Below are 14,856 nucleotides of genomic sequence, written 5' to 3' on the forward strand. Positions count from 1 at the left end.
CGATGTTCGGAATTGACGGCACCGTATTGGCATTCGTCGTGCTCGCCGGCTTCAGCGCCGGCGCGGTGGCCTATGCTTTCCTGTTCAACCGGATCAGCACCGAGAAGCAGGTCGGCAAGCGGCTTGAATCGATCAAGACCGCCGAGACGGATCGTTCCGTCGTCAAGGCGTCGCGCGATCGCGTGGCGGAAGCGGCCAAGCGTCGCAAGTCCGTCCAGGATTCGCTGAAGGATCTCGATCAAAAGCAAAAGTCCAATCAGAGCCTGGTCAAGAAGCCACCGCTGAAGATCCAAATCCGCCAGGCCGGCATGAAGATCTCGCTTGAGCGCTTCTATGTCTACTCGGCGGTCTGCGGCGTCGTATTGACGGCTCTTGTATATTTCATCGGCGCACCGTTGCTGATCTTGCCGGCTGCGCTGCTGGTCGGCGTCTTGGGTCTGCCCCGCTGGTTCGTCTCGTTTCGCCGCGCGCACCGCGTCAAGGCGTTCCTCAACGAATTTCCGAACGCGCTCGACATCATCGTGCGTGCGGTAAAATCCGGCCTGCCGCTGAACGACGCCGTGCGTCTGATCGCCAACGAATCCCCCGAGCCGGTCAAGACCGAGTTCCGCCGCATAGTCGATTCGCAGCAAATGGGTTTGTCGATCCCTGACGCGGCCATGCGCATGCCAGAAACGATGCCGTGCACCGAGGCGAGCTTCTTCGGCATCGTCATCCAGATTCAGTCTCAGGCCGGCGGCAATCTTTCCGAAGCGCTGGGCAATCTTTCGCGCGTGCTTCGCGACCGCAAGAAAATGAAAGCCAAGGTCCAGGCATTGTCCATGGAAGCCAAGGCATCCGCCGTGATCATCGGCGCGTTGCCTTTCGTCGTCGCCTTTCTCGTCTATTTGACGAGCCCGAACTACATCATGCCCCTCTTCATCACCAGCACCGGCCATCTGATCCTCGGTTGTTCCGGTATCTGGATGTCGATGGGCGTCCTGGTAATGCGCAAGATGATGAATTTCGAAGTCTAGGACTCGCTATGACCGATCACGTCATCAGAACTCTCACCGACCCGTCCCTGCTGATCGCACTGCTGGTCGGCATCGCGGTGTTTGCGACCGTCTTCACGCTGCTGCCCGCTTTTGGCGGGAACCAGCTCAAGGCGCGCATGAAATCCGTAGCGCTGGAGCGCGATGAGCTGCGCGCCAAGCAGCGCGCGCGGCTGGCAGTCGAAGCCGACCGCCGCCGCAAGGGCCTGCGCGAAGAACAGTCGGTCGGCATGCGCAATATTGTCGATCGCCTGGATCTCAGGCGTGCGCTGGCGGATGAAGGTACCTTGCAGAAATTGAAAGTGGCGGGTTTTCGCGGGCAAAATCCGCTGACGCGCTTCCTTTTCTTCCGTCTCGTCCTGCCCTTCATCGGCTTTGCATTGGCGGCGATGTATCTGTTCGTGCTCGGCGGATTGCCCGAGCAGCCGCTTTTCGTGAAGCTGTTCGTGTGCATCGTGGTAGCCTATGCGGGATTCTACGCGCCGGTGCTCTACGTCAACAACCGCGCTACCAAGCGCAAGCAATCGATTCAGATGGCGTGGCCGGACGCGCTCGACCTGTTGCTGATATGCGTCGAGTCCGGCATGTCGGTGGAAGCGGCGCTTCGCAAGGTCGCCGATGAGATCGGCGCGCAATCGGTGGCATTGGCGGAAGAATTCATCCTGACAAACGCCGAGCTTTCCTATCTGCAGGAGCGCAAGCAGGCCTACGAGAACCTTGCAAGCCGAACTGGCCTGGAATCCGTCAGGTCTGTGTCCCAGGCGTTGGTTCAGGCCGAGCGCTACGGCACGCCCGTGGCGCATGCATTGCGGGTGCTTGCCAGTGAGAGCCGCGACATGCGCATGAATGCCGCCGAGAAGAAGGCGGCCGCGCTGCCGCCGAAGCTCACCGTGCCGATGATCCTGTTCTTCCTGCCGGTGCTGTTCGCCATCATTCTGGGTCCCGCCGGCATCCAGGTGAGCCAGCGCGGCATCTTTGGCGACCAGCCGAAATCAAGCAGCGAGTAGCGCCAGCGGCGTTGCCAGAAACGCTGATACGATCCAGAGCCACGCTGCCGGTGCAGCGCGGCTCTTTGCGTTAGACATGTTGCGGAATTCGCGCGCCGGTTCGGCGCTCGAAGCGGTCAGTTGGTGGCGGGCTTTGCCTTGTCCTGGTCCTTGAGCTGGCTCCAGGCATTCTGCTGCGCCAGCATCTGGCGAAGGTAAGCGACGTTAGCCTGCGCCTGATCCGGCGACAGCTCTTGCGAGGCGATCTTCTCTGCCTCGTCGAAACGGCCTTGCAGACCGACGACCAGCGCAAGGTTCTGGCGGACGCGGCTGTCTGCATTCGGCTGCTGGGCGGCTGAGCGCATATAGGTTTCGGCTGTGCGCAAATCACCTTCCAGCACGTACGACATCCCGAGATTGGAAAGGATCGACGGTTCGTTCGGCCTGAGGTCAAGCGCCTTGCGATAGCCTTGGCGAGCCTCGTCCTTCTGGCCGAGCTGGTCGAGAATAGCAGCTTCCGCCGATACCAGTTTCCAGTCAGGATATTCGGGCGTCTGGGCGCGGCGCACGGCATCGAGTGCCGGCTCGAACTGTCCGTTGGCGGCAAGCGCCTTGCCATAGGCGGCGAGCACGTCGCGATCCTTCGGCAAGGCGATCACCAGCTTGCGCATCACCGCAAGCGATTGGTCTGCGTCGCCGTCCATCTGCAGCGCCGCGGCATAATTTGTCGCGATCCGCTTGTCGCTGGGGTTTTTCGAATAGGACTGGCCGAGCGCCATCGTAGCGTTGTGCAGTTCGCCCGCCGACATTGTTTCCAGCGGCTTGCCGCTTGGACGAGAAATCGAGCCAGTCGTCAATTTGCTGGTTCCGCAGCCGGCGACGCCTGCAGCAAGCACCATCATCAACGCCGTGGTGATCAGCCTGTTTGCGCTGGCGTTCATCCTGCGGTTGGTCGGCATCGGCACCAGGGCTCCGTTCATGCGCGTGACCATTTGCGAGGTCATCTTTCCTCCCGCAGAAATATTCTGTTAACCCTAACGGAGAGTTAAGAAACGCCGACTCGGAAGCCGGAGGCCAGCGAATGCCTGTCGAACTCGTCGAGAAAGAATTGAGCAATGCGCTGCCGGTCCATCTGGTGGCGAAGGATGCTCTGGCGGCGGCGGGCCTTGCGCCATCCTCGGTCGCCTGGGCCAAGGCCAACGGCTTTTCCGGCGAGGCCGGCAGGACGCTGATCGTGCCTGGCGACAACGGCGCGATTGCCGGAGCCCTGTTCGGCACCGGTGATGGCGAGGGCGCACTGGCCATCGGCGCACTAGCGAGAGCCTTGCCCGCAGGCGAGTGGCATTTTGCGTCCGCACCGGCCAAGCCGGAGCTTACGGCACTCGCCGTGGCGCTCGGCGGCTATGTCTTCACCCGCTACGGCAAGAAGCCAGGCAAGACGCTTCGCCTCGCGCTGCCGGCAGGCACCGACGCCGCCCGCATCCGCCGCCTCGCCGATGGCATTTTCCTGGCGCGCGATCTGGTTAACACGCCGACCAGCGATATGGGCCCCGGTCAGTTGGAGAAGGCCGCCCGGACCTTGGCCGCGACGCACAAGGCCGAAATATCGGTGACCAAAGGCGACGATCTTCTTACCGCCAACTTTCCGATGATCCACGCCGTCGGTCGGGCTTCTGCCGACGCGCCACGCCTGATCGACATGATTTGGGGGCCGAACAATGCCCCCAAGATAACGCTGGTCGGCAAGGGCGTCTGCTTCGATACAGGCGGTCTCGACATCAAGCCGTCCTCGGGCATGCTTTTGATGAAGAAGGACATGGGTGGCGCTGCCAACGTGCTGGGTCTCGCTTCCATGATCATGGCCACCGGGTTGAAGGTTCGGCTGCGCGTGCTCATCCCGGCTGTCGAGAATTCGATAGCCGGCAACGCCTTCCGGCCAGGCGACGTGCTGGTGAGCCGCAAGGGCATTACCGTCGAAATCGGCAACACCGACGCCGAAGGACGGTTGGTGCTCGCCGATGCCCTGGCCTTGGCCGATGACGAAGAGCCGCAGATGCTGGTCGATATGGCAACGCTGACAGGCGCTGCCCGTGTTGCGCTCGGTCCCGACTTGCCGCCGTTCTATACCGGTGACGAGACGCTTGCATCCGAGCTGGCGGACGCCTCCGTTGCGGTCGAGGATCCGCTATGGCGGATGCCGTTGTGGAAGCCCTATGACGCCAAGCTGGCGTCGAAGGTGGCCGACGTCAACAACGTCACGCCGGACGGTTTCGCCGGCTCGATCACGGCGGCGCTTTTCCTGAAGCGCTTCGTGGAAAAGACCGCCGGCTGGGCGCATGTCGACATCTTCGCCTGGAACCCGTTCGACCGCCCGCACGGCCTTGCCGGTGGCGAAGCGCAAGGCATCCGGGCGCTGGAGCAGGTCATTTCGAGCCGCTACGGCTGATTCTAGGAGTAGCCGACGAAGGTATGGACTGAAACGGAACCGAAACAATTTTCCGTCATGCTGGACCGGATGTCGATTATCATGCGTCCAAGCCAAGCGTTGCGACTATGGCAACAGGTGGTGCTGTCGGAGGTGCGCGACGACGCGCCCGATCTCACCATGCGCCAGACGGCGATCCTGTTCACCATCTATCTCGATCCGCCGCCGCACACGGTGCGGGGGTTAGCCGCCCGCCTCAACGTCACCAAGCCGGTGATCACCCGTGCGCTCGATACGATGGGGGCGCTGAAACTGGTGTCGCGCCACCGCGACGAGCTCGACAAGCGCAACGTGCTGGTCAGGCGCACAGTCGAAGGCGCGCTCTTTGTCGAGCGCTTTGGCGATGTTATCATTGCCAGAGCCCAAGAGTTGCCCATTTGAACGAGTTGCCGATTTGACCGCCAGGGATGCCCGCCTCCATGCCTTCCGCTCCGATCTCGCCGACGCCAGGCTGCGAGGCGAGGTCGCCGCCGACCGTTTCGTCGCCGGCCGGCCGGCTCGCATATCAGCCTCCGTCGCCGACATCCGCAAGGCGCCGCGGCCGGACGCCGGCGTCGATACCCAGCTTCTGTTCGGCGAAGACGTCCTCGTCTTCGAGGACGTTGAGGGCTGGGCCTGGATACAGGCCGAGCGCGACGGCTATGTCGGCTATGTCGCCGACACCGTGCTGGGCGGTCGGGAGCATGCGCCCACCCATGTTGTCTCGGTGCCCCGCACTTTCCTCTATCCGGGACCGGATTTGCGGTTCCCGGTGAGCGGGGAGCTCTCGATGGGGTCATTGGTGGCGGTGACGGGCTCAGCGGAAACGCGCGGCACGCATTATGCTCTGCTGCCGTCCGGCCAGGCGGTCATCTCGGGTCATCTCAGGCCGGTCGCCGAGGTTCATCCCGACTACGTCGCGGTCGCCGAGGCGTTTCTCGGCACGCCCTATCTGTGGGGCGGCGTCTCCGGCTTCGGCATCGATTGTTCCGGTCTCGTGCAACTTGCAATGCACATGGCTGGCAGGCAAGTGCTGCGCGACACCGACATGCAGGCGGCGACCGTCGGCGAGCCGCTCGAACCCGGGCCGGATTTTGCCGGGTTGCGGCGCGGCGACCTGGTCTTCTGGAAAGGCCACGTCGCGATCATGACGGATCCGGAGACCATGATCCACGCCAACGGCCACACCATGCTGGTGTCGCGTGAAGGACTGAGGGAGGCGGTCGCCCGTATCGGCTATCTCTATGGCGGACCGACCGGGTTTCGCCGGCCGTAACGCGAATCGATCACCTTTTGTTCTGATTCTGCTTGGCGATTGCGCGCCGCCGCGCTACGTCTGGCGCGTGACAGAGCAGCCGCGCCTTGCCGAACAGAATGCCGCCGTCGTCCTGCCCGAGCCATTTGTCAAATGGTTTGCGGAAAAGGGCTGGTCGCCGCGCGCCCACCAGATCGATTTGCTGGCCAAAGCCCAGGGCGGCCGGTCGGTATTACTAATCGCCCCGACCGGCGCCGGCAAGACGCTGGCCGGGTTCTTGCCATCGCTGACCGAACTGGCCGGCCGGCCGAGGAGAAGGCCGGGGCAGGCGCATCGAGGCATCCACACACTCTACATCTCGCCGCTGAAGGCGCTGGCGGTCGACATCGAGCGCAATCTCGGCAAACCCGTCGAAGAAATCGGGCTGCCGGTCACCGTCGAGACGCGCACCGGCGACACGCCCGCACACAAGCGCCAGCGGCAGAAGCTGGCGCCGCCCGACATTCTCCTGACCACGCCCGAGCAATTGGCGCTGCTGATTGCCGCGCCCGATGCCAGGCGCTTCTTCGAGGACCTGCGCTATGTCGTGCTCGACGAATTGCATTCGCTGGTGACCTCGAAGCGCGGGCATCTCCTGTCGCTCGGGCTGGCCCGGCTGCGCTCGTCTGTGCCCGCCCTGCAGACGATAGGCCTATCGGCGACGGTCGCCGAGCCTGACGAATTGCGGCGCTGGCTGGTCAGCCAGAATCCACCGGGGCCGATGGCCGAACTGATCGTCGTCACTGGCGGCGCCAAGCCCGACATCTCCATTCTCGATTCGGAGGAGCGCGTGCCGTGGGCGGGACATTCGGCCCGCTACGCAACGCCGGAAATCTACAACGAGATCAAGCGCCACAAGACAACCCTGCTGTTCGTCAACACGCGCAGCCAGGCGGAGTTGCTGTTCCAGGAGTTGTGGCGGGTCAACGAGGAGACCTTGCCGATCGCGCTGCATCACGGCTCGCTCGACGTCGCGCAGCGCCGGCGTGTCGAAAAGGCAATGGGCGAGAACGCCCTGCGCGCCATCGTCGCCACGTCGACGCTCGACCTCGGCATCGACTGGGGCGATGTCGACCTGGTCGTCCATGTCGGCGCGCCGAAAGGTGCCAGCCGGCTGGCGCAGCGCATCGGCCGTGCCAACCACCGTATGGACGAGCCGTCCAAGGCGATCCTGATACCGGCCAACCGCTTCGAGGTGCTGGAATGCAGGGCGGCGCTCGACGCCAATTATCTCGGTGCCCAGGATACGCCGCCGCTGGTCAATGGCGGGCTCGACGTCCTGGCGCAGCACGTGCTGGGCTGTGCCTGCGGTGCGCCGTTCCATGCCGATGCGCTGTTTGAGGAAGTGCGAACGGCAGCACCCTATGCCGATCTCGATCGGCCGACATTCGATCGCGTCATCGATTTCGTCGCCACCGGCGGCTATGCGCTGAAGAACTACGAACGCTACGCCCGTATTCGTCTCAACAAGGACGGGCTGTGGCGGGTCTCAAATCCTCGCGTCGCCCAGCAATACCGGCTGAATGTCGGCACCATCATCGAAGTGCCGGCGCTCAACGTCCGCTACGTCCAGGCCGGCAGCAGAGGCGCGGCGTCGCGTGGCGGCCGGGTTCTGGGCAAGATCGAGGAGGCGTTCCTCGAAACGCTGACGCATGGCGACACCTTCATGTTCGCCGGCAAGGTGCTCCGCTTCGAAGGTATCCGCGAGAATGAGTGCTTTGTCTCGAATGCACCCGGCAGCGACGCCAAGGTGCCGTATTACGGTGGTGGCAAATTCCCGCTTTCGACGTACCTGGCCGAACAGGTCCGCGCCATGCTGGACGATCCGCAGCGCTGGAAGAAGCTGCCGGAGCAGGTCGCCGACTGGCTACGCTTTCAGGCCGACAAGTCGGTGCTGCCGAAACGCGACGATCTGCTGATCGAGACCTTTCCGCGCGGCAACCGCTACTATCTGGTGGCCTATCCGTTCGAGGGCAGGCTGGCGCACCAGACGCTCGGCATGCTGCTCACCCGCCGCCTCGACAGGGCGGGAGCCAAGCCGCTCGGCTTCGTCGCCACCGACTATGCGCTTGCCATATGGTCGCTGGCCGATATGGGCCATATGTTCAGGGCGAAGAAACCGTCGCTGGCTGCGCTATTCGATCAGGACATGCTGGGCGACGACCTCGAAGCCTGGCTCGCCGGCAGTTGGTTGTTGAAGCGCACGTTTCGCAATTGCGCGCTGATCTCGGGATTGATCGAGAAACGCCACCCAGGGCAGGAGAAGAGCGGCCGCCAGGTAACCGTGTCGACGGATCTCATCTACGACGTGCTGCGCAGCCACGAGCCCGACCATATCCTTTTGCAGGCGACGCGTGCCGATGCCGCGACCGGTCTCTTGGATGTCAGCAGACTTGCCGAGATGCTCTCGCGCGTCCAAGGTCGAATCATGCATAAGAACCTCGAGCAGATATCGCCGCTCGCCGTGCCGATCATGCTCGAGATCGGCAAAATGCCGGTGCATGGCGAGGCCGATGACACGCTGCTGATGGATGCAGCCACGCTGGTCGAGGAGGCCATGGGGACGAAATGACTGTCGCGCTCGCCATGGCTGCGCCTCTGGCGGATGCGGGCGCTGTCCGTATCGCCGGCGAACGCGCGATCTGCGACCGTCGCGGCGTGCTCTATTTTCCCGAATTCCGGCTTCTGACCGTATCCGACCTGCATCTGGAAAAAGGTTCATCACTGGCCAGGCGCGGCACGCTGGTCCCACCTTACGACACCGGTGCGACGTTGCTCCGGCTGCAGGCGGTGATCGCCGATTATCAGCCTGCGATCGTTATCAGCCTGGGCGACAGTTTTCACGATGGCGGCGGCGCCGCACGTATGCACGCGAGCTTTCGCCAAAGGCTGGAGGGGCTGATGGTCGGGCGCGACTGGTTCTGGGTCGCCGGCAATCATGACCCGGAAGCACCGGCCGACCTGCCGGGCGAGACCGTGCGCGAATTGGCCATCGGTTCTCTGCTCTTCCGGCACGAGCCTTCGGCGGTGAGGGCGGAAGGCGAGATATCAGGTCACCTGCATCCTTGCGCCCGCATCGTGCAGCAAGGCCGTTCGGTGCGGCGTCGTTGCTTTGCCGGCGATGGCGGCCGCATGATCATGCCGGCTTTCGGCGCCTATACCGGCTCGCTCAACGTGCTCGATCGCGCCTATGCCGGGCTGTTCCGCCGCGAAACGCTGATGGCCTATATGCTTGGCACAGAGCGCATTTTCGCGATTTCCCACGCGATGCTCAGGCCGGGCTGAACCTACCTGCCGTAGTACAAAGTAACCGTGTGCTTGGCCTCGGCGAAGAACAGCCAGCGCTCGACCAGCATTCCGGCGAGTTGGGCGATTGGGGCGAGTATCGACAGTGCTGCCGCATAGGGCCACGGCAAGGCGAACGCCACCACCAGCAGCAACGCGGGCAAAGCAAAGGCCAGCACCTGCGTGATCTGGCGGAGTTTAGCGCTGTGCTTGCGCGCAATGCGAAAACCCATCTCCTTGAGCAGATAGTTTTCCTCGGTATGCGGCCATTCCAGCGACCGCACCGTGCCGCCGGAAAGCCCGGTTGCGGTGTTGGCGTTGGTCGGGATCTCCAGCCTGTCATTGTATCGCCAGGTCGCCAGCTTCAAACCCCAGCCGAGCGCGGTCAGCAACAGGGCAGCCGCCAGAAGCATATTCGAGCCTGCGGCAAATCCCTGCAGCAGGGCGTTGAGCAGTACGCTGCCGGTCATCGCCGAAAAGACCAGGTAGGCGGGCAGGGTGAAGCGGCTGTGCCACTGGGCAATCGGCTTCAACGACGCGTAGATCATGCCGGTGGTGCAGACGGTTGCGACCGCGCCGACGGCAGCGAGCAGCCCGGCGACAGCCGCCCAGCCGCTCGTACGGCCGAGGACCACCCAGCCAATACCGAACAGTCCCGCCGGCACGAAGGTGGCGACCGAGGCAACACCTTCGCGCGACAGCCATGAGCTACGCCATTGCGAGAAGGCACGCCAGGCGCGTTCGGGCCGGCCGAGATGGCCGGCCGACGACAGCAGGCCTGTCGAGATCAGGCCAAGCGCCAGCCCCATGCCGGTGAGGCCAAGCCAGAAATCGGGCGGGATAAAGCCCTGTCCAGCGAGCACGCCAAGCAGCGCGAGCAGGCCGTAACCGGCGCCCGTGGCCGTGGTGAAAAAGACGACGGAGAAGGCTGGATGCATGAAGGCACGGGTCAGTTCGAGAGCATGCGGTCGACCCAGCCGAGGAAGCCGCCTTCGGCCCGCACCGCTTCAAGCGCTGGCGCCGGCACCGATGCGGCGCGGGTGGTGTGGGCACGTGGCGGCAGATATTTGTTGGTCGGCTTATAGCCCATTTCCGGCATCAGATCGACACCGCCACGCTCGGCCACCAGTTGCGAGATAGCGGATGCCGGATCGCCCAGATCGCCAAAATGCCGCGCGCTGGTTGGGCAAGCAGCGACGCAGGCCGGCACGCGATCTTCTTCCGCCAGATTGTCGTTGTAGATGCGGTCGACGCACAACGTGCATTTCTTCATCACGCCGACATCGGTGTCGAACTCGCGCGCGCCATAGGGGCAGGCCCAGCTGCACAATTTGCAGCCGATGCATTTGTCCTCGTCGACCAGCACGATGCCATCCGACGCCCGCTTGTAGGAGGCGCCGGTCGGGCAGACCGTGACGCACGCCGGCGTCTCGCAGTGCAGGCAGGAGCGTGGGAAATTGACCGTGCGCCCACCCATCTCGGTCATGTGCTCATAACTGTGCACGCGGTTGAACCAGACGCCGTCGACATTGCCGCCATAGGGGTCGATGTCGGTTAGCGGCGCCATATGGCCGCCGGTGTTCCATTCTTTGCAGGCGGTAACGCAGGCCTGGCAGCCGACGCAGGTGTCGAGATCGATGACAAGGCCGAGCTTCTTGTCGGTATGGGCGGGAAGGCAAGTCATTCCGCGGCTTCTCTTTTCATGCGGAACTCGGCGCCGAAACTGAGCTTGTCGGGCGAGAGCTCAGAGTCCGGCAGCTGGCGGAACCGCTCGAACTGCGGTTCGGTGAAGCCCGCTTCCTCGGGCGCGCATTTGACGATGCGCACGCGCAGGTCGAACCATGCGGCCTGGCCCGTTACCGGGTCGGAATTCGAATAGCGTTTGCCGTTGGCATCGGCGGAGGTCTGGTCGCCGATGATGTGGTTGAGCAGGAAGCCGCGATTGGATTCGGCCGCGTCGTCCTTGAGCCCCCAACTGCCGCGCCGTTTGCCGATCGCGTTCCAGGTCCACACCGTATCGGCGTTGACGCCGTCGGCCAGCTTGATCTGTCCTTTGACCTTGCCGTTGATGCTCTCGATCCAAACCCAATCGTCGTCGACAAGGCTGAGGCCGGCTGCCGTCCGGTAGTGCACGAACAGTCGGTTCTGGCTGGTGATCTGCCTTAGCCAGGCATTCTGCCCGCCCCAGGAATGGTACATGTGCATCGGCCGCTGCGTCAGCGCGTGCAGCGGATAGGCTTGGCTGTCGACCGCAGCCTCTTCGAAGGGCGCATACCAGAACGGCAGCGGATCCATATAGGTCTCGATGCGGCTGCGCTCCGCCTCCGGCGGCAGCACCCCGCCATGGCCGCGCGCCGCAAGGCGAAAGCGCTGCATCGGCTCCGAATAGAGTTGGAAGACGATCGGCTCGGCCTTCGGCATGAAGCCCATGCTCTCAGCCAATTCGAGATACGAGCGGTTGGCCATCTTGTAATAGCGCTGATCGGCGGCGAAATCCTGGTGCCAGAAGCCGCCATTATCTATGTAGCGCTGCAACTGGTCGGGATTGACCTCGCCCTTGCCGACCGAGGCCCCGTCCTTGCCGCGCCAGCCGGCGAGCGGACCGACACCTGGCGTGCGCTCGTGATTGACGATGTAGTCGGCATAGTCGCGGTATTTGGCGGAGCCGTCGTCATGAACGAAGCCGGGCAGACCGAGCCGCGCGCCGAGTTCGATCAGCACCGTCTGGAACGGCCTGACGTCGCGGTCCGGCTCGACGACGGGATGGCGGATGGCGTCGCCCGGCCCGTCGGCGTGGCTGATCGGCCGGTCGAGCAGACTGATACAGTCATGACGCTCGAGATAGGTCGTGTCCGGCAGCACCAGATCGGCAAAAGGTACGGTCTCGGAATAATAAGCGTCGGAATAGATGATGAACGGGATCTTGTACTCACCCGACGCATCAATATCGGTCAGCATTGCCATCGTCTCGACCGTATTCATCGATGAGTTCCAGGCCATGTTGGACATGTACATGAACAGAGTGTCGATCGTGTAGGGATCGCCGGCCCAGGCGTTACGGATAACCGTGTGCATGAGCCCGTGTGCAGCCAGCGGCGCATCCCAGGAATAGGCCTTGTCGATACGGATCGGTTTGCCGCCTCCGTCGATCAGCAGGTCTTCCGGCCCGCAGATGAAGCCGAGCGGCATGCCTTCGAGTGGTGTCATCGGCTTCACATTCTTGCCGGCGGGCTTTGGACCCGGCGGCGCGGACCGCGGATAAGGCGGTTTGAAGCGGAAGCCGCCCGGCACGTCCACCGTGCCGAGAAGCACCTGAAGCAGATGAATGGCCCGGCAAGAGTGAAAACCATTCGAGTGGGCCGAGATGCCGCGCATCGCATGCATCGACACCGGGCGGCCCTTGATGGTCTCGTGCCGGCGGCCAGCCCAGTCCGTCCAGGCCACCGGCAATTCGATTTGCTGTTCGAAGGCGACATGGGCGAGTTCTGCGGCAATGCGTCGGATGGTGTCGGCGGAGATGCCGCACCGGTCAGCGACGGCGTCCGGTGAATAGCTCTCGTCCAGATAACGGTCGGCGACGAGTTGGAAGACCGGCACGCAGCGGCGGCCGTCTACGAGAAAGCTGCCGGTCAATGCGGGCTTCGCGTCGGCATCGCTGGCATTGACAGGCATCTTCGCCACCCTGTCCCAAGCCAGCAGATTGCCGTCGCCATTTCGCATGAACAGCCCGTCATCGACAGCTCCAGGCTCCTGAACGACCAGGATGTGGGCATTGGTGTGGCGCAAGAGGTACTCGAGATCGATGCGGCCAGCCTTCAGCAATTCATGGATGAGGGCGAATACGAACAGGCCGTCGGTGCCGGGCCGGATGCCGATCCAGTCGTCGGCAATTGCATTATAGCCGGTGCGGCAGGGATTGATTGAAACCACCTTGGCGCCACGCGCCTTGAGCTTGCCGAGGCCGATCTTGATCGGATTGGAATCATGGTCTTCGGCAACCCCGAACAGCATGAAATACTTGGTGTTGTCCCAGTCGGGCTCGCCGAACTCCCAGAACGAGCCGCCAATCGTGTAGAGGCCGCCGGCTGCCATGTTCACCGAGCAGAAGCCGCCATGGGCGGCGAAGTTCGGTGTGCCGAACTGGCTCGCCCACCAACCGGTCAGCGATTGCGACTGGTCGCGGCCGGTAAAGAAGGCGAGTTTCTTCGGATCGGTTCGGCGGATGTTCGAAAGCCGTTCTGCCGCGATCGACAAAGCTTGGTCCCACTCAATTTCGCGGAACTCACCCGAGCCGCGCGGGCCGGTGCGCAGTAGCGGCTTCTTCAGCCGGGCCGGGCTGTAATGCTGCATGATGCCGGCGCTGCCCTTGCCGCACAGCACGCCGCGATTGACCGGATGATCCTTGTTGCCGTTGATGTAGCGGACCTTGCCGTCCTTGATGTGGACGTCGATGCCGCAGCGGCAGGCGCACATATAGCAGGTCGTCTTGGCGATGCTGTCGGAGACATCAGGCGAAGTATCGACGCCGTCGCGTTCAGAGGGCGCGCGCGTATCGGCAAGCGGCCGTTGTGATGGTGCCGAATTGGCTCCGCGCAGCAGGTTGTTGGTCATGATCCGGTGATGCTCTTGCGCTCCGCGACCTTGGCTCTCGTCTTCGGGCCGGGGCCGCGCATGTAATGCTCTTCCGGCCGATAGCGTTCACCCAAGAGCCGCCGCCGCAGGCTGCGGGTCCAGTGCGCAAACACGGATTTGAACCGCCCCACCAATTCTACCCTCGACTGCTCTGGCGCGACTTTTTTCCAATTTCGGGTCAAAATTTAGAACAAAGCGACCGATCCGTCTAACAACTTGCTCTTGTAATTCCAATCGGATTTGCTTCTTAGTGTCGGAATGACCCTGGACCAGTTGCGGATCTTCGTTGCCGTCGCCGAACGGGCGCACATGACCAAAGCGGCCGAGTTGCTGGGCATCTCACAGTCGGCCGCGTCGGCCGCCATCCGCTCGCTCGAACAGCAGCATGGCGTCCAGTTGTTCAACCGCGTCGGCCGCAACATCGAGCTCGCCGAGACCGGACGCCGATTCTTGCCCGAAGCCAAGGCGGTCCTCGAGCGGGCTGCGGCGGCCCACAATGTGCTGGAGCATGTCTCGCAGACGATATCAGGCAGTCTCTCGATAGCTGCCAGCCAGACCATCGCCAGCTATTGGCTGCCGCGCCGGCTCGCCTCTTTCCACGAAGCCTATCCTGCCGTCAGGCTGAGCGTGAGCATTGGCAACACCAGGCAGGTCGAGACCAATGTACTTGATGGCGTAGCCGATTTTGGCCTGGTCGAGGGGCGCACCGAATCCGACATTTTGCGGCGTGCCAAGGTCGATATCGATCGCATGATGCTGGTCGTGGCGCGCTCGCACCCGGAGATCGCGGAAGTTTCGCCTGGACATCCCGACCTTGGCGGGCTTCGCTGGATCATTCGCGAAGGCGGGTCGGGCACGCGCGAGGCATTGGAGGACCTTGCCCGACGCGACGGGGTTTCGTTCGCGGACCTGCAGATATTCCTGGTATTGCCGAGCAATGAGGCTATTCGCCAGGCGGTCGAGGCCGGAGCCGGCGCCAGCATCATCTCGGAACTCGTCGTCGCCCGCGCGGTCGCCGAAGGCAGCCTGCGTTCTGTGCCGGTCGATCTGCCGAAGCGCGAATTTGCCATGATCACGCATCGCGACCGGCAGCCAAGCCTGGCCCAGATGGCGCTCAAGGCGCATCTTGGCGGCAAAGCTGAGAGATCCGCGCCGCTTTAA

General features: G+C 63.3%; 12 protein-coding genes. 8 read left to right on the forward strand and 4 right to left on the reverse strand.

Translation table 11 applies throughout. The features are described 5' to 3' along the window. Positions 1–2: 2 nt before the first annotated feature. Entirely contained in the window at positions 3–1,016 is a 1,014-nt protein-coding gene (locus tag NKH59_RS19670; protein WP_352685699.1) for a type II secretion system F family protein, read from the forward strand. Positions 1,017–1,024: 8 nt separating this feature from the next. After that, positions 1,025–2,041: a type II secretion system F family protein gene (locus NKH59_RS19675; protein ID WP_023676936.1), complete on the forward strand. Its 1,017-nt coding sequence runs from the start codon at positions 1,025–1,027 to the stop codon at positions 2,039–2,041. Positions 2,042–2,157: 116 nt separating this feature from the next. On the opposite strand, the gene NKH59_RS19680 is transcribed toward NKH59_RS19675, so the two are convergent. Further along, a complete protein-coding gene (locus NKH59_RS19680; protein WP_353022822.1) occupies positions 2,158–2,979 on the reverse strand; it encodes a tetratricopeptide repeat protein in 822 nt (273 codons plus the stop codon). 122 nt (positions 2,980–3,101) lie between these two features. Here NKH59_RS19680 and NKH59_RS19685 point away from each other — a divergent pair, with 122 nt between their 5' ends. The 5 genes from NKH59_RS19685 (at position 3,102) to pdeM (ending at position 9,063) form a co-directional block, all read left to right on the forward strand. Beyond that, positions 3,102–4,466, forward strand: coding sequence for a leucyl aminopeptidase family protein (locus NKH59_RS19685; RefSeq protein ID WP_353022784.1), 1,365 nt, complete (start codon positions 3,102–3,104; stop codon positions 4,464–4,466). Between the two features lie 69 nt (positions 4,467–4,535). Beyond that, on the forward strand, positions 4,536–4,886 hold the full coding sequence (locus NKH59_RS19690) for a MarR family winged helix-turn-helix transcriptional regulator (protein ID WP_023676939.1): 351 nt from the start codon (positions 4,536–4,538) through the stop codon (positions 4,884–4,886). Continuing rightward, positions 4,849–5,760 (forward strand): C40 family peptidase, encoded by a 912-nt coding sequence (locus NKH59_RS19695; RefSeq protein ID WP_502895698.1) that lies wholly within the window; start codon positions 4,849–4,851, stop codon positions 5,758–5,760. The genes NKH59_RS19690 and NKH59_RS19695 overlap by 38 nt, the downstream gene beginning before the upstream one ends. A 67-nt stretch (positions 5,761–5,827) precedes the next feature. Further along, complete coding sequence (locus tag NKH59_RS19700; protein ID WP_353022786.1) at positions 5,828–8,350, forward strand: ligase-associated DNA damage response DEXH box helicase; 2,523 nt, start codon at positions 5,828–5,830, stop codon at positions 8,348–8,350. Then, the gene (pdeM, locus tag NKH59_RS19705; RefSeq protein ID WP_352470092.1) at positions 8,347–9,063 is read left to right on the forward strand and encodes a ligase-associated DNA damage response endonuclease PdeM; all 717 of its coding nucleotides are present in this window, start codon (positions 8,347–8,349) and stop codon (positions 9,061–9,063) included. The genes NKH59_RS19700 and pdeM overlap by 4 nt, the downstream gene beginning before the upstream one ends. Positions 9,064–9,065: 2 nt before the next feature. Here pdeM and NKH59_RS19710 read toward each other — a convergent pair whose 3' ends face one another. From NKH59_RS19710 to NKH59_RS19720, 3 genes are read right to left on the reverse strand one after another with little or no spacing between them, the layout of a single operon-like run. Then, positions 9,066–10,001, reverse strand: coding sequence for a dimethyl sulfoxide reductase anchor subunit family protein (locus NKH59_RS19710; protein ID WP_352920660.1), 936 nt, complete (start codon positions 9,999–10,001; stop codon positions 9,066–9,068). 11 nt (positions 10,002–10,012) lie between these two features. Beyond that, entirely contained in the window at positions 10,013–10,747 is a 735-nt protein-coding gene (locus NKH59_RS19715; RefSeq protein ID WP_352470094.1) for a 4Fe-4S dicluster domain-containing protein, read from the reverse strand. Then, entirely contained in the window at positions 10,744–13,674 is a 2,931-nt protein-coding gene (locus NKH59_RS19720; RefSeq protein WP_353022788.1) for a molybdopterin oxidoreductase family protein, read from the reverse strand. The genes NKH59_RS19715 and NKH59_RS19720 overlap by 4 nt, the downstream gene beginning before the upstream one ends. A 279-nt stretch (positions 13,675–13,953) precedes the next feature. Between NKH59_RS19720 and NKH59_RS19725 the strand changes: the two genes are divergently transcribed. Further along, positions 13,954–14,856 (forward strand): LysR substrate-binding domain-containing protein, encoded by a 903-nt coding sequence (locus NKH59_RS19725; protein WP_353022789.1) that lies wholly within the window; start codon positions 13,954–13,956, stop codon positions 14,854–14,856.

It is taken from the genome of Mesorhizobium sp. M0998 (genome assembly GCF_040318885.1).
Classification (GTDB): domain Bacteria; phylum Pseudomonadota; class Alphaproteobacteria; order Rhizobiales; family Rhizobiaceae; genus Mesorhizobium.

Excerpts from the sequence above, each read along its gene's own strand:
- NKH59_RS19670 (WP_352685699.1), top strand. The coding sequence starts at position 3 with ATGTTCGGAATTGACGGCACCGTATTGGCATTCGTCGTGCTCGCCGGC.
- NKH59_RS19675 (WP_023676936.1), top strand. The coding sequence starts at position 1,025 with ATGACCGATCACGTCATCAGAACTCTCACCGACCCGTCCCTGCTGATC.
- NKH59_RS19680 (WP_353022822.1), bottom strand. The coding sequence starts at position 2,979 with ATGCCGACCAACCGCAGGATGAACGCCAGCGCAAACAGGCTGATCACC.
- NKH59_RS19685 (WP_353022784.1), top strand. The coding sequence starts at position 3,102 with ATGCCTGTCGAACTCGTCGAGAAAGAATTGAGCAATGCGCTGCCGGTC.
- NKH59_RS19690 (WP_023676939.1), top strand. The coding sequence starts at position 4,536 with ATGTCGATTATCATGCGTCCAAGCCAAGCGTTGCGACTATGGCAACAG.
- NKH59_RS19695 (WP_502895698.1), top strand. The coding sequence starts at position 4,849 with ATGTTATCATTGCCAGAGCCCAAGAGTTGCCCATTTGAACGAGTTGCC.
- pdeM (WP_352470092.1), top strand. The coding sequence starts at position 8,347 with ATGACTGTCGCGCTCGCCATGGCTGCGCCTCTGGCGGATGCGGGCGCT.
- NKH59_RS19710 (WP_352920660.1), bottom strand. The coding sequence starts at position 10,001 with ATGCATCCAGCCTTCTCCGTCGTCTTTTTCACCACGGCCACGGGCGCC.
- NKH59_RS19715 (WP_352470094.1), bottom strand. The coding sequence starts at position 10,747 with ATGACTTGCCTTCCCGCCCATACCGACAAGAAGCTCGGCCTTGTCATC.
- NKH59_RS19720 (WP_353022788.1), bottom strand. The coding sequence starts at position 13,674 with ATGACCAACAACCTGCTGCGCGGAGCCAATTCGGCACCATCACAACGG.
- NKH59_RS19725 (WP_353022789.1), top strand. The coding sequence starts at position 13,954 with ATGACCCTGGACCAGTTGCGGATCTTCGTTGCCGTCGCCGAACGGGCG.